The organism is Lacrimispora sp., from assembly GCF_046972725.1.
Lineage (GTDB): Bacteria > Bacillota > Clostridia > Lachnospirales > Lachnospiraceae > Lacrimispora.
The window spans coordinates 1372129-1391848 of sequence record NZ_JBKVXF010000001.1 but is presented as its reverse complement, the minus strand read 5'-3'; the positions used below and the strand labels follow the sequence as shown (position 1 = coordinate 1391848).

At 41.7% G+C, this 19720-nt stretch carries 18 protein-coding genes; 16 read left to right on the top strand and 2 right to left on the bottom strand.

Annotated elements, in window-relative coordinates; all coding sequences use genetic code 11:
* The first annotated feature begins 26 nt into the window (after positions 1 to 26).
* The 14 genes from ACLTWA_RS06630 to ACLTWA_RS06565 all read left to right on the top strand — a co-directional run bounded on the left by ACLTWA_RS06630 (position 27) and on the right by ACLTWA_RS06565 (position 14813).
* On the top strand, positions 27 to 1235 hold the full coding sequence (locus ACLTWA_RS06630) for a glycoside hydrolase family 18 protein (RefSeq protein WP_412326810.1): 1209 nt from the start codon (positions 27 to 29) through the stop codon (positions 1233 to 1235).
* Between the two features lie 413 nt (positions 1236 to 1648).
* Entirely contained in the window at positions 1649 to 2491 is an 843-nt protein-coding gene (locus ACLTWA_RS06625) for an HNH endonuclease (RefSeq protein ID WP_412326809.1), read from the top strand.
* Positions 2492 to 2515: 24 nt separating this feature from the next.
* Positions 2516 to 2911 (top strand): 8-oxo-dGTP diphosphatase MutT, encoded by a 396-nt coding sequence (gene mutT, locus ACLTWA_RS06620; protein WP_412326807.1) that lies wholly within the window; start codon positions 2516 to 2518, stop codon positions 2909 to 2911.
* A gap of 236 nt (positions 2912 to 3147) precedes the next feature.
* Positions 3148 to 3276, top strand: coding sequence for a hypothetical protein (locus ACLTWA_RS06615; RefSeq protein WP_412326806.1), 129 nt, complete (start codon positions 3148 to 3150; stop codon positions 3274 to 3276).
* A gap of 43 nt (positions 3277 to 3319) precedes the next feature.
* Positions 3320 to 3697 (top strand): MerR family transcriptional regulator, encoded by a 378-nt coding sequence (locus ACLTWA_RS06610; RefSeq protein WP_412326805.1) that lies wholly within the window; start codon positions 3320 to 3322, stop codon positions 3695 to 3697.
* 31 nt (positions 3698 to 3728) lie between these two features.
* Positions 3729 to 5492, top strand: a complete 1764-nt coding sequence (locus ACLTWA_RS06605) for a 1-deoxy-D-xylulose-5-phosphate synthase (RefSeq protein ID WP_412326803.1) — start codon at positions 3729 to 3731, stop codon at positions 5490 to 5492.
* A 299-nt stretch (positions 5493 to 5791) separates the two neighbouring features.
* Entirely contained in the window at positions 5792 to 6100 is a 309-nt protein-coding gene (locus ACLTWA_RS06600; protein WP_412326802.1) for a PTS fructose transporter subunit IIB, read from the top strand.
* 23 nt (positions 6101 to 6123) lie between these two features.
* On the top strand, positions 6124 to 7230 hold the full coding sequence (locus ACLTWA_RS06595; RefSeq protein ID WP_412326801.1) for a PTS fructose transporter subunit IIC: 1107 nt from the start codon (positions 6124 to 6126) through the stop codon (positions 7228 to 7230).
* A gap of 29 nt (positions 7231 to 7259) precedes the next feature.
* Complete coding sequence (locus ACLTWA_RS06590; RefSeq protein ID WP_412326800.1) at positions 7260 to 8144, top strand: class II fructose-bisphosphate aldolase; 885 nt, start codon at positions 7260 to 7262, stop codon at positions 8142 to 8144.
* Between the two features lie 16 nt (positions 8145 to 8160).
* A complete protein-coding gene (locus ACLTWA_RS06585) occupies positions 8161 to 10107 on the top strand; it encodes a BglG family transcription antiterminator (protein ID WP_412326799.1) in 1947 nt (648 codons plus the stop codon).
* Positions 10108 to 10119: 12 nt separating this feature from the next.
* Positions 10120 to 10572, top strand: coding sequence for a PTS sugar transporter subunit IIA (locus ACLTWA_RS06580; RefSeq protein WP_412326797.1), 453 nt, complete (start codon positions 10120 to 10122; stop codon positions 10570 to 10572).
* Positions 10573 to 10608: 36 nt separating this feature from the next.
* Positions 10609 to 11007 carry a cupin gene (locus ACLTWA_RS06575; protein WP_412326796.1) on the top strand — a complete coding sequence of 133 codons (399 nt, stop codon included), beginning with the start codon at positions 10609 to 10611 and terminating at the stop codon, positions 11005 to 11007.
* A gap of 265 nt (positions 11008 to 11272) precedes the next feature.
* Complete coding sequence (locus ACLTWA_RS06570) at positions 11273 to 13006, top strand: ABC transporter ATP-binding protein (protein ID WP_412326795.1); 1734 nt, start codon at positions 11273 to 11275, stop codon at positions 13004 to 13006.
* A complete protein-coding gene (locus ACLTWA_RS06565; protein WP_412326794.1) occupies positions 12999 to 14813 on the top strand; it encodes an ABC transporter ATP-binding protein in 1815 nt (604 codons plus the stop codon). Before ACLTWA_RS06570 ends, ACLTWA_RS06565 begins: the two co-directional genes overlap by 8 nt.
* A gap of 35 nt (positions 14814 to 14848) precedes the next feature.
* On the opposite strand, the gene ACLTWA_RS06560 is transcribed toward ACLTWA_RS06565, so the two are convergent.
* Positions 14849 to 15766 (bottom strand): LysR substrate-binding domain-containing protein, encoded by a 918-nt coding sequence (locus ACLTWA_RS06560; RefSeq protein ID WP_412326793.1) that lies wholly within the window; start codon positions 15764 to 15766, stop codon positions 14849 to 14851.
* Positions 15767 to 16040: 274 nt separating this feature from the next.
* Between ACLTWA_RS06560 and garD the strand changes: the two genes are divergently transcribed.
* Positions 16041 to 17579: a galactarate dehydratase gene (garD, locus tag ACLTWA_RS06555; RefSeq protein ID WP_412326792.1), complete on the top strand. Its 1539-nt coding sequence runs from the start codon at positions 16041 to 16043 to the stop codon at positions 17577 to 17579.
* A gap of 133 nt (positions 17580 to 17712) precedes the next feature.
* On the opposite strand, the gene ACLTWA_RS06550 is transcribed toward garD, so the two are convergent.
* Complete coding sequence (locus ACLTWA_RS06550; RefSeq protein ID WP_412326791.1) at positions 17713 to 18672, bottom strand: helix-turn-helix transcriptional regulator; 960 nt, start codon at positions 18670 to 18672, stop codon at positions 17713 to 17715.
* A gap of 250 nt (positions 18673 to 18922) precedes the next feature.
* On the opposite strand from ACLTWA_RS06550, the gene ACLTWA_RS06545 reads away from it, so the two are divergent.
* Complete coding sequence (locus tag ACLTWA_RS06545) at positions 18923 to 19711, top strand: class B sortase (RefSeq protein ID WP_412326790.1); 789 nt, start codon at positions 18923 to 18925, stop codon at positions 19709 to 19711.
* The last annotated feature ends 9 nt before the right edge of the window (positions 19712 to 19720 follow it).

The window sequence follows — 19720 nt, the reverse complement described above, 5'->3', positions numbered from 1 at the left end:
AAACCATAAAGGAGAAGGATAACGAAATGAAAAAGTATAGGATGAAAACAGGGCTTTTAGCTGTATCCGTTTTTATGTTAATCATCTTCGGCTGCCGGAACAACAAAGATGCATTTGCTGAAAATGAAGCAGGCCCCTCCTCACAAATTCCACAGACGGAAGAAATCAGTGGGTTGCAGACGGATAAATTAGTGGGATATTATGCTGCGTGGTCGGCTTATTCCAATTTCTCCCCCAACCAGATTGATGTCTCCAGGCTGACTCATATCAATTACGCATTTGCAACTATTGATTCTGATTTAAAGCTGGCTATGGGATATCCGGATGTGGATCCTGAGAATATCCGAATATTAAATTCCTTAAAGCAGACCAATCCTGATTTAAAGACATTGATTTCCGTCGGCGGCTGGAACTGGTCAGGAAGATTTTCTGATGCAGCTCTGACAGAAGAAAGCAGAAGTGCTTTTGCAGACAGCTGTGTGGATTTTATAGTTAAATACGGGTTCGACGGTGTGGATCTGGACTGGGAATATCCGGTCAGCGGAGGCCTGACCACCAATGCCAGGCGTCCGGAAGACAAACAGAATTTCACCTTGCTTCTTCAGAAAATCCGTGAAAAGCTGGATACCAGAGGAACGCAGGATCAGACACATTATCTTCTTACCATTGCCGGAGGAGCGGACCGCTCGTATGTAAATAATGTGGAATTAAGAAAGATTGCCCCATATCTGGATTATGCCAATATTATGACCTATGACCTTCACGGAACCTGGGATACCCATACGGATTTACTGGCACCTCTTTATCCCAACAGTGATACGTCTCCCCAGTATAAAACAAGTGTGGAGCAGGCGGTCAATACCTGGTTAAATGCATCTTTTCCGGCGGAAAAGCTGGTGATGGGCATTCCGTTTTACGGTTACTTATATTCCTCAGTCGGTAATTCCAACCAGGGGATGTACCAGAGGTTTGGCGGAGCAAATTCCATCAGCTATCAGGACATTCAGACAAACTATCTACATAAATCAGGCTACACCAGATCCTTTCATTCCCAGTCCAAAGTTCCGTGGCTGTTTAACGGCACCATTTTCATAAGTTATGAGGACGCAGAATCGATTGGGTATAAATCAGAATTTATCAAGTCCAAAAAGCTTGGTGGGGCCATGGTATGGGAACTGAGCCAGGACCCGTCAGGGGAACTGCTTGGAGTGTTGTATCGTGGATTGAACCAGTAGTATCACCATATTTTGTTTAACAGCAAAGTTTTCAATGTTTAATATCTGTCTGTAGAAAAGAAGCTTGCTCAGCTTCTTTTCTTTATGTGTTTCTGTAATATGGAAGAAATAGCCTATTCTTCTTATATAGAGATATTTTAAAATCATTATCCTTGGGGCATAAAGCCGGAATTAAATAATACAATAGTCATATGAGAAGAAATATATATAAATATAGATAAAATTTATTGATAAAATTTGATATGAAAAAAACGATTTTTACAAAAAATATAAAATGAGTTATAATTAGGTATCTATAATATTTATGAGATAATTATAACAAAAAATTGTGAGGTAAGTTACTTGTATATCTGCAATAGTGTTAGCAAAAGATCATATAGAAAATTATTAATTCAAAATTGAGGAGGATTAGAATGGGATTTGATCCAGGAATATCAATTGGGGATGAGCTTACTAATGATGAGATGAGAACGTTATTCAAATGTGGCAATATGGGCGGTATGCGTCGTTCAAAGAAAACAGGAACATTGGTTATTATATCTGATGATACTAAAGGTTTATACCGTGATGAGTGGAAGAATGGTGTATTACATTATACTGGAATGGGTAAAATAGGTGACCAGGTCTTAGAAGGAAATCAAAATGGCACTCTTTATTATTCTGATACAAACGGAATAGACATACATCTTTTTGAGGTAATGAATAAATCTATTTATACATATCGTGGTGTTGTTAAGTTAGTAGACAAGCCCTATCAATCGATGCAACCAGATGATAATGGTAATATGCGAAAGGTATGGATGTTTCCGGTTAAGCCAATATCAAATGTAGATGAATTAATCGAATTGTCAGAAAGGGAAATTTCAAGATTATCTAATAGAGAATTAAACAGAAGATCTCAGATTAGTCAGGTAGAACGAAAGCCCCAAAGGAAAGAAACAACAATCTATTATCGAAATCCTTATTTAAAAGAAATAATTAAGCGTATTGCGGAAGGTAAATGTCAGTATTGTGGAAATGAAGCTCCATTTTATGATAAAAACAATAAACCTTATCTTGAAGAACATCATGTGAAAAGATTAGCAGATGGTGGAACAGATACACTTGATAATGTTGTTGCTGTTTGTCCAAATTGTCATAGAAAAATGCATGTTTTGAATGAGGAGACAGATATGATTATACTGGAAGGAATTGCAGCACAAAATGAAAATCGATTGAAGAGGCTGATGGCATATGAACGAGAAGTTCGAAAATAGAATTGTATGGAGAAAAATAAAAATATGAAAACAATACAGGTATCAGCGGCAATAATTATAAAAGAAAATAAGATATTAGCAACACAAAGAGGGTATGGAGAATTCAAAAATGGTTGGGAATTTCCAGGTGGAAAAATTGAAGAAGGGGAGACTGCAGAACAAGCATTAATTCGTGAAATAAATGAAGAATTAAATGTTTCTATTGAAATAAAATCTAAGTTAAAAATAGTGGAATATAATTATCCAGGATTTCATCTTACTATGCATTGTTTTTTATGTATAATAACTTCTGGAACACTGACATTAAAAGAACATAAGTCAGCAAGATGGTTATGCAAAGAAGAATTAGATGTAGTGAATTGGTTACCGGCGGATAGGGAAGTAATAAGTGAACTAGCGAATATTTCAAAGGAATTATGATTTATATTTAACTGCTTTGTAAAAGTGGCTTTTCTTATCTAATTAGGGTAAGGTTGTATATATTTGATTTAATAATAAGTGAATAATGAATATAATAAAAGAGCATGCAGACCTAATACTGCATGTTTGTTTTTTTAAGAATAATTATTTATAAATTTATTACATAAAAAAAACTTGACTTTGAGTTGACTCCAGGTATTACAATCAATACAGCAAGGAAAAAAGGAGGTCTTAGCGTGGCTTTAAAAAATCACATGTTTAAAGCGCATTTTTCACACAAAGGAGAGAATTACTCCGATGGCAGAATTGTGGAGCTGAATCCGGGTAATACTTCGCTTGTGGAAGAGTGTCAAGAAAAAAAGTAAAATCAAGGTCATGAAGCCAGAAGCTTTGTAAGAGGAATCCATTATGACAGTAAAAGAAGTAAGTGAAAAATATAACATAACACAGGACACACTTCGCTACTATGAGCGGGTTGGAATGATTCCCCCGGTAACACGGACTCCGGGAGGAGCAAGGAATTACCAGAAAACAGACCTGGAATGGGTGGAGCTTGCCATTTGTATGAGAAGTGCAGGACTTCCGGTAGAAGTCATGATTGAATATGTGAAACTGTATCAGGAGGGAGATTCCACGATTGCTGAAAGACTTCAGCTTTTGCAGGAACAAAGAGAGGTACTGTTTGAGCAGAGAAAACAGCTGGATGAAACTCTGGACCGCCTGAACTACAAAATCGAAAGATATGAAGCTGCGGTAGATACAGGGAAACTTACATGGAAAAAATGATACAAATAAAAGACAACAAGGAGAATGCAGAATGTATTTAGAAAAAATCAATCAGCCGTCTGATGTGCGGAAATTAAATAAGGAACAGCTTTTAGAACTGGCAGAGGAAATGCGCCGGGTACTGCTTGAAAAGTTAAGCAGGCGCGGAGGACATTTTGGACCTAATTTCGGAATGGTGGAGGCAACCATTGCGTTGCATTACGTGTTTGACTCCCCGGCGGATAAAATGGTGTATGATGTATCTCACCAGAGCTACTGCCATAAGATGCTGACAGGAAGAAAAGACGGTTTTTTGTATGAAGATCATTACGATGATGTGACCGGATACAGCAGTCCGGATGAAAGTGAACATGATTTCTTTACCCTTGGCCATACCTCAACTTCGGTCAGTCTTGCCTGCGGTCTTGCAAAGGCAAGGGATTTAAAAGGCGGAAAAGAGAATATTATTGCAATTATTGGTGACGGTTCTTTAAGCGGCGGGGAAGCATTGGAGGGACTGGACTTTGCTCCTGAATTAAACAGCAATCTCATCATCGTGGTTAATGATAATGATATGTCCATTGCAGAAAATCATGGCGGAATATATAAGAATTTAAAGCTTCTCCGTGATACCGAAGGAAAAGCGGAATGTAATTTATTCAAAGCCATGGGGCTTGATTATCTGTTTGTAAAGGATGGAAATGATACGGTTCAGTTAATTGAGGCTTTCAAAAAGGTAAAGGATCTGGATCACCCCATTGTCGTGCACATTTGTACCCAGAAAGGAAAAGGGTATTCTCCGGCAGAAAGAAACAGGGAGAATTGGCATTACTGTATGCCGTTTGATATAAAAACGGGAAAACCATCCCATTCCTTCTCCGGTGAGAATTACTCGGACATGACGGCTGAATTTCTTCTTGAGAAAATGAAAAAGGATAAGACTCTGGTTGCGGTCAGTTCGGGAACGCCTACCGTTTTTGGATTTACTGCCGAGAGAAGAAAAGAAGCCGGTGACCAGTTCGTTGATGTGGGAATTGCGGAAGAACATGCGGTGGCTCTTGCATCAGGGATTGCTGCCAATGGCGGAAAACCGGTATACGGAGTGAACAGTACCTTTATTCAGCGTACCTATGACCAGTTATCTCAGGATCTGTGCATCAATAACAACCCGGCAACAATCCTTGTATACGCGGCTTCTGTATACGGGATGAAGGATATCACCCATCTTGGAATATTTGACATCCCAATGATCTCAAATATTCCAAATATGGTATACCTTGCCCCTGCCACAAAAGAAGAGTATTTGGCCATGCTGAACTGGAGCATAGACCAGAAAAACCATCCCGTTGCAATACGTGTGCCGGGGGGAACTGTGATTTCTGATGGTAAGCCTGTAACAAAGGATTTCAGCATATTAAATAAGTATGAGGTAACGCAAAAAGGCAGCAGAGCAGCGATCGTTGCATTGGGTTCTTTCTATGGACTGGGAGAAGAAGCTGCCTTTGAGATCGCTCAAAGGACCGGGACAGCACCGACCTTAATTAACCCCATGTACATCACAGGAATTGATGAACCGTTACTGGAAGAACTGAAAAAGGATCATGATGTGGTGCTTACCCTGGAAGACGGAATATTAGATGGGGGCTTCGGGGAAAAGATTGCGAGATTTTATGGAGATTCTGATATAAAGGTCTTAAATTACGGTCTGAAAAAAGAATTTCTTGACCGGTATGATGTGAATGAAGTACTTCGCAACAATCGGCTGACAAAGGAACAGATTGCAGAAGATGTTATGAGACTTACCAGGCGTAAATAAAAGCCTGTGTTGGAAATTTCTATAACTTAAAAAAATAATATACAAAAGTACGTCTTGATTCGGGCTGTAAAGGCCAGGGCCAGGGCGTATTTTTTTGTCTCTATGACATTTCATAAGGTATTGTTGCGAGTTTATTTTATAACAGCGTCAATTCTATTAAAATAAGAAACGTTTTTGAAAAATAAGCGTCCATAGCTCAGTTACTAAAAAATTACCACATGTAGGGGCATATGTTTTTTGGCAGCTGTTGAAAAAAGGATGTTATTATCAATATATACAAATAATAAGGAGGTAAAAGCATGAAAATAGTTGGTATTACTGCATGTATTGCGGGAATTGCCCATACTTACATTGCAAAAGAAAAATTAGAAGGAGCAGCGAAAGAATTGGGTGATGAAATAAAGATTGAGACTCAGGGATCAATCGGTATTGAAAATGCGCTTACACAACAAGATATAGAAGAAGCAGATGTGGTTATCATCGCTGCAGATATCGGGATTACAAAGGACCGTTTTAAAGGGAAACCAATTATTGAGATTCCTATCAGCCTTGTAATGAAGTCCGCAAAGGGTGTTATAAAGAAAACACATGAGAAATTAGGAAAATAAAGAATTGAAGGAGAGGGTGGATCATGAAAAGTAGAAAAAATGATATTCAGCGTCATGTGATGACTGGTATCGCTTATATGATACCATTTGTAGTTGCAGGAGGTTTGCTGTGCGCACTTGCAAAGGCTTTGGGTGGATACGACATTGGCAATGCAGTAGAGGCGGGAGCAACCCCGTTCAGTAATTTAAATCCCTTTACCTGGCTGGGATTTTGGTGGGGAGTCAATAAGCTTGGGACCTTTGCCATGGATTTTGCGGTTGCAGTTATGACGGCAGGTGTGGCATATTCAATCACCGGACGTCCTGGTATTATGCCTGGTCTTGTAATCGGATACTGTTCTTCACAGTCTAAGGCAGGCTTTCTTGGGGGACTGCTGATGGCCTTTATCATCGGTTACTTTATTAACTGGATGAAAAAATGGAAAATTCCGAAATGGAGTCAGGGGCTTATGCCAGTCATGCTGATTCCTCTTATTTCCACTCTGGTGTGCGGAATGATATTCCTTTGTGTATTCTCCATTCCAATGTCCTTCCTTATGACCAAATTCCAGGCATGGATTATTACATTAAATGGCGGTGCAAAAGGAATTATTGGTGGTGTAATCGGATTTTGTATGGGGTTTGATCTTGGTGGTCCGGTAAACAAAACCGCCTCCATGGCAGCCAATGCTTTGCTGGCAGATCAGATTATGGGACCGGCAGCAGCGAAAATCATCGGTGGTATGACGCCTCCCATCGGAGCATTTATTTCTACACTGATTGCAAAGAAAAAGTTTGGAGCAACCCAGCGGGAAGCTGGAAAAGCGGCATTTCCTATGGGACTGTGTTTCATTACGGAAGGAGTATTGCCCTTCGCAGCGTCTGATCCTTTGCGTTTTATTCCGGCATCTGTACTTGGTTCCACCGTTGCCGGCGCCATCGCCGTTGGATTTGGCTGTGAAAGTCCGGCAGCAGCAGGCGGTATCTTTGTTGTACCGATGATGAAGAACCCCCTTGTGTTTATCATTGCCCTGATCATCGGTTCCGTTGTCACAGGCGTTGTGTATGCACTGATTAAGAAACCTCTCGATGAAGAGGATACGAACATAAAAGAAGACGAGGATTTTGATTTTAATATTGAAATCCAATAGTAAAAAGGAAAAGTGGAGGAATAAATATTATGCTGACTTCAATGAAAATAATTCTGGATCATGCCCATAAACATAACTATGCAGTAATGGCCATGAACAGTATTAATATGGAAATGGTAAGAGGCGCGATTATGGCAGCCCAGGAGTCATATTCTCCCATGATTATCCAGTTTGGCTGCGGACAGATGAAAAATCATGCTCATGCAGAGGAAATGCTTCCAATGATTAAAGAACTTGCGGAAAGGGTTTCCGTACCGGTCGCACTGAATCTTGACCACGCCACCGATTATCAGATTATTGCAGACTGCATCAACCGTGGATTTACCAATATCATGTTTGACGGTTCTTCCCTGACCTATGAGGAAAATGTAAAGAGAACTGCAGTGGTAGTAGCCATGGCCCATGCAGTCGGCTGTTCGGTGGAGGGAGAATTAGGCCATGTTGGAATGGCAGTTGATTCTGACGATACCAATCTGGATCTTTATACCAATCCGGACCAGGCTCTTGATTTTGTAAACCGGACAGGTGTGGATGCCCTGGCTGTGGCAATCGGTACGGCTCATGGCGATTACCCAAAGGGCAAGATTCCAAAACTGGATTTCGACCGGCTGAAATTACTGAAACAGACCGTTGATATGCCACTGGTTCTTCACGGAGGCTCCGGTTCTGGAGAAGAAAACTTAAAAAAGGCAGTCGAATACGGCATTAATAAGGTAAATGTGGCTACAGATGCATTTTCCGTAGGAAAAAAGGCAATGATGGAAGCACTGGAACGTGATCCGAATATGGACTATATGCACATGTGTATGGAAGCGGAAAAAGGAATCAAGGAATTTGTTAAACATTACATGGAGGTTCTTGGATCTGCCAACCAGTATAAGTTCTTAGATGCTATAGCGACAGGCAATGAATAATTTATATGGAGAATAAATGAGTAATACAGGTGAAAAGGCATACTTAAAGAAAATACTGAAAGCTCTTTTGGACAATGAAAATATCCCCGTATCAAAACTGGCCGATCTGCTTGGAGTCTCTGTAAAGACTGCAAGGACCAGAGTGGAGCAGGCAGATCAATGGCTGCGGCAGATGGAACTGGGACATATAGAAAAGAGGCCGGGACTTGGCATCCGTTTGTGTACGGCAAGACGTACAGAGCTATTGGCCATGGGTTATTCTGAAAGCAAGGAAGTGGCAGAAGACATTCCCAGGAACAATCAGGTCATTGGAATGCTTTTAAAGTATGCTCTGGATAAGCCGGTTACTCTTCAACAGCTGGCGGAGCGCCTGTATATGAGCGCTCCCACAGTGTCAGTTCTTGTAAGGTCTGTAGAAGGCTGGTTCCACAAATATAATTTAAAGATCGTGACGGTGCGCAGCAAAGGGATCATGATCCAGGGCGATGAGAAGTCCTGCCGGCAGGCCATGGTAAACTATATGGTCTATATCATGCCGGAAATCACAGATGCACTCTTTGAAACCTATTGTGCAGGAGTCAATTATGAAAGGGTAAAAAGCATCATTGTGGATATGGAAAACGCATGGAGGATCCAGTTTGCAGAAAATTCATTCCGGACTGCCTGGATTATGGTATGTCTGTCAATCAAAAGGGCCAGACACCCTCTAAGCGCAGAGGACAGCGAGACAGAGGAAAGCATGAGGGAATTTGCAGAATACTTATTTGCAAAGTCCATATACGACCGGGTGAAAGCAGAGTTCTCTCTCCAGGATATGGAGGAGGATACCCTGTTTCTCACCTCCATGCTGCTGTCTGCCAGGAAAATCGGAAATGACGGAACTGGGAATATGCGCACCAATCCGGGATATTTTAATCAGCTCCTTCATCAGTTTGTGAGGGAAGCCATCAACATTATCGCCAACGTTCTGAATGAAGACCTGTCTGAAGACCAGGTGCTCTACGACGGTCTGCTGATGCATATGCGTTCGGCCATATTCAGAATGAAGTACGGGGAAGAGCATACAGACAATATCAGTAAATTTGTTAAAACAGAATATAAGCAGGTGTATCTGGCCACATGGTCCACAAGCTCTCTCTTTGAATCCTACTACGGAATCCAGATTACAGAGGATGAGATATCAAATATCGCCCTGTATATCCAGTCGGCGCTTGTTCGCAAGACCATACCCATGAAAGCACTTTTTGTCAGCAACTCCGGAATGGGGTCTTCCCAGCTGATGATTGATTTAATCAAAAAGAACATCCCTGAGATTGTATCCGTAAAAGCCATCAGTGAACATGATTTCAAGCCATATATGTGTGACAGATACGATGTTGTTTTTTCCAATATCAAGCTGAAATACAACCATGACAGAATGATAAGCATCGGACAGGCTCCTTCGGATAAGGATATATATTCCATCAGAGAAGCCGTGACCAATATACGAAATATCAAGGGGAATATGCGCTTCCGGGCTTCAAGCATCTGCCATCAGCTCTTCCGTGCAGGATATATGCTGGTCCATCCCCCTGTTAAGGACAAGGATGAGCTTTTGCGTCTCATGGTGAACAAGCTGTTAGAGACCGGTGATGTGAGAGAGGATTATCTGCAAAACGTTATGGACCGGGAGAAAGCGACGACAACTGCGGTGGGGGGAGGAATAGCCATCCCTCACGGCAACAATCAGGCGGTGAATGAATCCCGGGTGGTGGTGGCAGTTCTTGATCAGCCCATCGCCTGGCACGAAGATATGGTAGACGTGGTTTTCCTGCTGGCACTTAAAATGGATACCAGTCTCCAGAAAGCATGTACCCAGCAGTTTTACAAGGACTTTATTTCCCTGACGGAAAATGATGAATTCATGAAACAGATTCGTCAGGTAAAGACAGGGCTGGATTTATATCAGTATTTTATTAAGTAGAGGAGTGAATATATGGCTGTAAAAGATATATTAGATAAAAAGGTTATTGATTTAAATATGGTTGCAGAGGATAAGGAATCAGCCATCCGGCATCTTTCCGGTCTGCTTTATAAAGCAGGATACATTACGGATATCGATGGTTATGTGAAAGACGTATTCGTAAGGGAAAGTGAAGGGATTACCGGAATCGGCAATCATGTGGCAATTCCCCACGGAAAGTCTGAACACGTAAAAGAGGTCGGCATTGCCATTGGAAAAACAGATAAAATGATTCCTTGGGAGTCTTATGATGAACAGCCGATTCACTATATATTCCTGTTTGCAGTACCGTCTGACAATGAAAATGCCATGGTACATTTAAAACTGCTTTCTGAGCTTGCAGGAAAGCTGGGCAATGAACAGACAATGAAAAAACTGGAATCCTGTAAGGATTATTCTGATATTGTAAAAGCTTTTGAGGCATAGGATAATCACGGAATAATGGAAGATAAGGAAAAGTATATGAAAATATTAGAATACCAGTATGATGGAGAAGCCTTGAAAAGGGTGTATGAAAATACCCAGTGGACCGTAGGAATCAAGAACTGGAAGCCTTCCAATGATATCGAACAGATTGGGAATCTTGAAAGGCACAATTGTACCGATGAGCTGTTTGTCCTCTTGGAGGGCTGCTGTACTCTTGTCTATGCAAATGAAAAGGAAAACGGTCTGGATCTGGAAATCATTGATATGAAACCGTATGCAGTGTATCAGATTCCGCCTTCCCTCTGGCATAATACGATTATGACAAAGGATGCGAAGTTACTGCTCATAGAAAACAGCGACACCTCCATGGAAAACTCAGAACTGCGGGATTTATCAGAAGAAGAGCTGATCCGTTTAAAAGACCAAATGAAGTAAAACGTATACTGGGGAGTATATTTGTTACGGCGCTGCCTTGTCAGATTGACAGGCAGCGCTATTTGTGTTTATTCACTCTTGTGTTTTTATTTGCCGGGAGCTATAATATGAATTGTAAGTACTTACATTCATGATTTTCCGACAGCGGATGTGATTGGAACTATTTATTTTAACAAGTCTTTATATATGGTATAAACAGCCTTCTTGCGGAAAATCATCAGATTGAAACTCAGGAGGCAAAAATATTTGTAAGGGTGGAGAAAAGATGTTTAGAAGGTTCATAAAGTACACAGACAAATACAAGAAGGAGTGGTCCATTGGTTTTTTTTGCTGTATTCTGGAAGCTGTTTTTGAAATCATGATTCCGTCTCTCATGTCAAAGATTATTGATTTTGGAATTGTAAAACAGGATTTTAATTACATCATGAAAATCGGAGGGGTAATATTGCTTCTGTCGATTCTTTCTTTCATATTCGGGAGAGGATGCAGCAGCAATTTTTCAAAGTTTGGTAATGGATTTTCGGCTGAGATCAGAGATGACGTTTACGGGAAGATCCAATCCTTTTCTTTTTCCAATATGGATCATTTTACCAACCCCTCTCTGATCACAAGGCTGACTTCAGACGTGATTATTATACAAAATGCGGTTACGCCTGGAGTCCGTTCTATTTTCAGAGCTCCCATTATGCTTATATCCGGTGTTATTATGGCTGTCTTAATGAGCAGAGAGCTGGCTGTGGTCTTTTTTATATCCATTCCCATATTGGGGATTCTGCTGTTTTTGATCATAAAAGCGCTTGCCCCCATCTATCATAAGATGCAGCGGACCGTTGATGTTTTAAACCGGGTAACGCAGGAGAACTTGAGAGGTGTCCGTCTGGTGAAGGCTTATGCAAGAGAAGATCATGAAGCGGCCAAATTTGAAAAGGTGAATCATGATCTCAAACAGATATCGACCCGTGCCTATTGCATTTCCATGCTGAATTCTCCGGTCATGCAGCTGGTCATGTACGGCACCATCGTCTCCATCATCTGGTTCGGCGGCAATCTCGTGATTACAGACCGGCTGCTGATCGGACAGCTGACTGGTTTTTTAAGCTACGTTCTTCAAATATTAAATTCACTGATGCTGATTTCTGCAGTTTTTATAAACCTGACAAAAGCAATGGAGTCATTTCGCCGTATTTCAGAAGTCTTAGAGGAAAGGGTTGAATTGGTGGATGAAGGTGATGAAAGGAACCAGATCAAACATGGTTCTGTAAGAATGGAACAAGTATCTTTTAAATACAGCAGGAAAGCAAAGGAATTTGTCCTGAAAGAAGTGAATGTCTTCATAAAACCAGGGGAAACGGTGGGCATTCTTGGCGGAACCGGGTCTTCCAAAACATCCTTCGTGCAATTGATTCCAAGACTCTATGATGCAACCGGCGGGACGGTGTATATAGATGATATTCCCGTAAAAAATTATACGCTGGAGCATCTGAGAGCAGGTGTGGGAATGGTGCTTCAAAAGAATATGCTTTTTCGGGGAACGATTGCGGAGAACCTGAGATGGGGAAATGAAAATGCCTCACTGGCAGACATGAAAAGAGCCTGTGAAGCAGCCTGTGCCAGTGAATTCATTGAGCAGAAAAAGGAAGGATATGAATTCTATGTGGAAGAAGGCGGGAATAACCTTTCCGGAGGGCAAAAACAAAGGCTTTGTATTGCAAGGGCGCTGCTTAAGAATCCTAAAATACTGATTTTAGATGATTCAACCTCTGCACTTGATATGAATACCGAAAAAAAACTGTACGAAAACCTGAAAGAACAGTACCCGCAAACCACCAAAATCATAATTGCACAGAGAATTTCATCCGTATCCCTTGCGGATAAAATCATCATATTCAATGAGGGAATGATCGATGAGATGGGAACCCATGAGCAATTGCTTTCCCATAATAAAATATATCAGGAAATCTATTATTCCCAGCAGAAGGGCGGTGTTCTTAATGATTAAGTCTTTGGAACAGAAGAATCTGTTTGCAACCATAAAAAGATTCAGCAGATATTTCGGACCCAATAAATTCTTTTTGATCCTTGTTGTGGTCCTTTCCGGACTCAGCGGTCTGGCGGGCATTGCCGGTTCTTATCTGCTGCGCCCCATCATCAACGACTATATTCTTCCAGGAGATGTGGCGGGACTGCGCACCGCAGTTCTTGCGCTGATTGCCATGTATTTGACCGGTGTGCTGTTTAACTTTTTAAGCAATCAGATCATGGTGAAAATAACCCAGAAAATCATCTTTGAACTTCGGAAGGATTTGTTTCAACACGTGGATTCCCTTCCCTTGTCCTATTTTGATTCCAACAGTGACGGGAATGTAATGAGTTATTTCTCCAATGATATCGATACGATTGAGAATGCCTTAAATACCTGTTTTTCTCTTATGTCCCAAAGCTTTATCACGGTCTTTGGCTCCATCGTTATGATGTTCGTTCTGGATGTACCTCTGACATTTTTTACGCTTATCTGTCTGGCGGTTATGATCTTTATTATTTATTATAATGGAAAACGTTCAAAGACCTATTACAGCAAAAGGCAGAAGCATACGGCTGCATTAAACGGTTTTATCAGAGAAATGATAGAAGGGCAGAAGGTTGAAAAGGTATTTGGCCGTGAAGCAAAGAACTTAAAGAATTTCCGGATTTACAATAACGACTTGCGGATCGCCTCCACCAATGCCTTTACCTATTCCAGTATTATGGGCCCTATGGTGGTAAGCATCGGATTCATCAACTATACATTTACCGTTTGTGCAGGCGGATTCATGGTCATAAAAAACCTGCTGGACCTTGGAACCCTGGCTTCCTATCTGATTTTTGTAAGGCAGTTTTCCGTACCGGTCAATCAGTTTACGCAGCAGATCAATCTTTTTCTTGCAGGGATTGCAGGAGCAGAGCGAATCCTGAACGTATTTGATATGGAAAAGGAACCGGATGAAGGAACCGTACTGTTAAGAAGGACCGGAACTGATGAAGCCACAGATTCCTTTGTATGGGAAAGACCGGGGAGCGCAAGCCTGACTCCGGTTAAGGGAGAGGTGCGGTTTCACGATGTAGTGTTTGGCTATGATTCCAGCCGGATGATTCTGAATAAAATTAATATTTACGCTAAGCCCGGACAGAAGATTGCATTTGTGGGAGCAACGGGAGCCGGAAAGACCACCATCATTAATCTGATCAACCGGTTTTATGATATTCAAAGCGGCGTCATCACCTATGATGGAATTGATATTAAAGAGATAAAGAAGAAAGACTTGAGAACTTCCCTTGCTTTGGTCCTTCAGGATACTCATCTGTTTACAGGTACAATTACTGAAAACATCCGATATGGAAATTTAAACGCCACAGATGATGAGGTGATAAAGGCAGCGAAGCTGTCAAACGCAGATTCCTTCATTCGGAGACTGCCCATGGGGTATGATACTATGCTGAAAAATGATGGAGATAATCTATCCCTTGGTCAAAGACAGCTGCTTGCCATTGCACGTGCGGCGGTTGCAAATCCTCCGGTTCTGATTCTCGATGAAGCAACCAGTTCCATTGATACACGAACGGAAAAGCTGCTGGAAGAGGGAATGGATGCAGTTATGAAAAACAAGACGGTATTTATCATCGCACACCGCCTTTCAACCGTTAAAAATGCCGATGTAATCCTGGTTTTAGATCATGGTGAAATCGTGGAGCGGGGAAATCATCAGGAATTACTTGAGCAAAAAGGCAGATACTATGAATTGTATACCGGTGCAAAGCTGCTGGTGTGATGGGCGGCTATCTTACCTGACATAAGGCGGGCCGGTCATTCCATATAAATATGTGTTTTCCAATAGGTGGCGGCCAGATGGATAAAGTCCCGGGAAGGGGCATTCAGGTAATGGTTCTTTGCATAAACAGCGCAAAGCTCCCAGTTGGCGCAGGAACCCAGGGAATAATAGGAAACATCGTCTCCTGCAGTGGCATAAGAACGGGGAATAATGGTGCAGCACTGGCCGTTGCCGGTCAGGAGACGCATGGTACGCATACTGGTGGACTCAAAAAGCAGGCGGGGAGTAAAACCGGCTTTTTCAAATAAACGGTCAATGAGTATTCGCATGGTAGATGATTTCTTAACAAGAGTGAAAAGCTCGTTGGAAAATTTTGACAGGGAAATCTCAGGATAGCAGTCAGTAGTGTCCGGAGTCTTATAAGACAGCGGGTGGCTTTTGGGAATGCAGAGATAAAAAGGCTCATGCAGAATACTTTCATAGGTCAGATGTTTGTATTTATGCTCTGCAACGGTATGAAACCCAAAGTCCAGGCGGTTGTCCGCTAACAGCTTTGCTTGCGTCTCTACAGAAGCCTCCAGGGGCTGAAAAACAGTATCTGGATATTTGGCGTGGATTTCCGGATAAATGGCGGTAAACATCTGGATTCCTCTTTCCGGTGTCAGGCCAATGGTTATGGTTCTATTCCAGTTTTTTGCAATGTCCTCTATCTGTTTGTAGGTTTCTTCCTTGATTTGAAGGATCTTTTTCCCGTTTTCTACATAAAGCTGCCCGGTTTCCGTCAGTTCCCAGTGGTTTCTGGTACGTATAAAAAGCGGCGCCCCCAATTCTGTTTCCAGCTTTAAGAGCTGCTGGTTCAAGGCGGATTGTGTTACATATAATTCTTCTGCTGCACGTGAAATGCTTTTATGTTTTGCAATGGCCAAAACATACTCGATCAGTTTTGTTTCCATATCTTTTTCTCCCTTTGTTTCATGACAATGGTTCTGTGTAATACCGTAAAACGAAATACATGTAATTTAGAAAAACTAAACACCATGTAATTTTAATTAAGTTGATTTTCCCATATCTTATTTATATAATGAAATTGCACAAAAGAAAAGGGAAAATACAAAATAAATGAATGAAATAACATAAAATAAAAATCTCATCCGGCAAAGCAGAACCGGATGAGGTGATTATTAAAAAACCCATACAGGTAAACAAAGAAAAAGGGAGTAGAGGTTCATGGAACAGAAGGAAACGAAAAAAACACCGCTTTTTATTCAGGTGAAGCCGGAAGATAATGTGGCAATCGCCATTCATGACCTGGAAGAAGGAATCGAAGTGCTGCCGGGAATTTTTACCCGCACCCCCATTCCCCAGGCCCATAAGATTGCACTGCGCAAAATCGGCAAGGGAGAAGCAGTCATTCGTTATGGGGTTGTTCTTGGTTACGCAAAGGAGGAGATTCTGGCAGGAGCATGGATTAACGAATATATGCTGGTGCTGCCGGAATCTCCGGCACTTGATGACCTGCCATATGGAACGCATCTTGTTCCGCCGGATGAGCTTCCGATGCCGCCCGTCCATACTTTTATGGGATATTCCAATGGTGAGGGATATGCAGGCACCAGAAACCTGCTTGGTATTATGACAAGTGTTCAGTGTGTGGCAGGCGTGGCCAGAGCCGCAGTGGAACGGATTAAAAAAGAATTGCTGCCAAAATATCCATATGTAGAGGATGTGGTTGCAATCACCCATTCCTATGGCTGCGGAGTCGCTATCAAGGCACCTATGGCCGATATCCCTATACGTTCTCTGAAGAATATCATGCGCCATCCCAATTTTGGCGGGGAAATTATGGTTCTGGGGCTTGGGTGCGAGAAGCTCACCTATGAATATCTGCTTGATAAGGAGGAGATCACGCCGGAGAATTGTATCACCATTCAGGATTGTCACGGACAGGATGAGATGATGAAGCAGATTCTTCAGATGGCGGATCAGAAACTCCAAAGGCTCAATGGCCGCCGCAGAGAAAAACTTCCTCTTAGTAAGCTTATGGTTGGAATGCAGTGCGGAGGCAGTGATGCTTTCAGCGGACTTACTGCGAACCCGAGTGCGGGCTATGCCGCAGATATGCTGGTACGTGGGGGAGCCACCGTATTGTTCAGTGAAGTAACCGAAGTGCGTGATGGAGTCCATTTACTGGCGGCCCGCTGTGTGGACCGGCAGGTAAGGGACCGGCTTGCAAAGGAGATGCAGTGGTATGACGATTATCTGGCAGACGGAGGAGTGGACCGGGATGCCAATCCCACACCGGGAAACAAAAAGGGCGGTTTGGCCAATATTGTGGAAAAGGCAATGGGGTCTATTGCAAAATCCGGTACTGCTCCCATTAAAGAGGTCATAGGCCCCGGGCAGCAGCCTTCTAAGCACGGTCTGATATTCTGTGCAACACCTGCTTCGGATCTTGTATGCGGGCCCTCCCAGCTGGCAGCAGGCATTGGCCTTCAGGTGTTCATGACCGGGAGGGGAACGCCCTATGGCCTGGAGATCGCACCTGTCATCAAGGTCTGCAGCAGAACGGAAATGAAGGAACACTGGTTTGATATGATTGACATTTCAGCCGGAGAGATCGCAACAGGGGAAAAGACCATTGAAGAGGTAGGAACGGAGATCTTTCATTATATTATCGATGTGGCTTCCGGCAGGAAACGGCCTTACAGTGATCAGTATGGATTCCATAACGATCTGTGCATATTTAATCCGGCACCTATTACTTAATGGATCCTGTTTAATGAAATAAACGGCTATTGATATATTGAAAATAAAAAGAGTATTAAAATAAGAAGGTATAGAATAAAATGATCTGTTGATACATGCATCAGATTCATTGGTTCTATACCTTCTTTTCGTCTTAGGTTTCGTTTCCGGTACCGTCATCAACGCCGGGGGTTCCATAAAGTTTTAAAAACTCTTTGACCAGAGCATGATCTGCTCTGCTGTCTTCCATCATGGGCCAGTATAAATCCTGCAAAGAGATATTATAGATATCCAGGGGCCTATAATCCGTTAATCCGTTGTAGAGGCCCTTTTTAAAATAGAAAAATGCATTATTAAAATCTCCGGTATGATAAAAGGCAAAGGACACAAAGAAACAGATATATAAAATACGGTCATAAATTCCGCTGTCCTGTAAGTACTTTAACAAACGGAGTCCCTCCATACAGACCGATTGATAGTTTTTGCTGTAGTAATAGCTGGTCAAAGCGTTGATATGGACTGCAATATGAGTCTGGTCATGATACATAATGGCTTTGTCGGGAATTAATTGAACAGCCTCAAACGTGGCTTTCTCTGCATCTTCAATATTGCCCAGAATGGTGTGACCGGTAGATAATAATACATAAAATCTGGCTTTTGATGCAAGGTCAACGAATTGCGTGGAAGAGTCAGATAAAATCTGGTTTAGTTTGGTGACACATTTCTCATGTTCCTTTTGTATAAACAACTGAATGGATAATTCATTAAGCAGAATTTCGGTATCCCAGGGTGCTATCTTAAAATCCTTCATGTTTTTTGCCTTGGAGTTAAGTTCCTTTAACTTAATATAATCTCCCTTCTGATGACACCAGTTAAAGCCATTGACCGTATGGCACACAGAAACTGGATCGATGCAGTCTAAAAACCTGTAATATTGAAATAAGTCCTCCTGCAGCATGTCGCTGAATTTATAAAGAATATGGGAGGAAGGAGAACGTTTCCCTGTTTCAATAAGATAAAGGTATTTTTCTGTGCAGATATGCTGAGACAGTTCGCTTCTGCTTAATCCGCAACGTTCACGGAAATTCCGGATAACCATACCAATATGTGCCATGTTTCATACCTCTTTAGAATGTGTGAATGAAAAATATAGTCCTATATTTTATACATTGCCTGGTTTGTAATACAGTCAGTGCAGGGTTACAAATTATTATATAAAAGTATTTATACATGTAATTTACCGGTTTGTCAAGAAAATGGTTTACGGATGATGGTAACAATTGTTCCGTTGTGTAACCGGATGATTTTCAACTATAATAAATTGATAGATAATTTTTTATTTTGTAACAATTAAGGAGCTTAACATGGAGTTTTATCGAGGGATAAAATATCTGGCATTGGTGTGTTTTGTTCTTTCCGCCTGTTTCTTATTTGGATATATGAATAGCAGAAGAGATTTTAAAGAGGCAAAGGAAGTATACAGAAGTGTGAACGGTTCATCTTTTTCAAAAATCCCGGTAATTCAGATACCGGAACACTCTATTTCAGCAGATCGGAAAGGGAAAGACCAGAAGGAAAAAGCCCTGGCTGATGAGCAGGAGGAATGGTTTCTTGAAAAAAAGTCTCAATGGCCTTCCATGGTAGGCTGGCTGTCCTGGGGAGGAGGAACGTACAGCTATCCGGTCATGCAGGCGGACGATAATGATTTTTATTTAAATCATTTACCTGACGGTTCCAAAAACAGACTGGGATCTATCTTTCTGGACAGCAGTGCCAATGAGGACTTTTCCTCGCCGGTATCGGTAATCTATGGACATATGGTCCAAAGCGGCGAGATGTTTGGCTCTTTAAAGGAATACCGCAGTCAGTCCTATTATGAAAAATATCCGGAAGCTGTTTTATATACGGACAAGGGCAGGAAGACAATTCAGATTCTGGCTTCCTATCTGGTAGATGGAGAAAGGGATGTCTATCCCCATGGTTTCGTTACGCAGAACGACTGGGAATCCTATATGGAAATGGTAAAAGAATCTTCATTGATTCATGGATTATGGGAGGAAGAACAGGGGGATAAGCTGGTCATTTTTTCCACCTGTGCCTATGATTTTGAGAATGCGCGTCTGGCAGTGCTTGGGCGTTTTGCAACAAAATAAAGTTGGGAG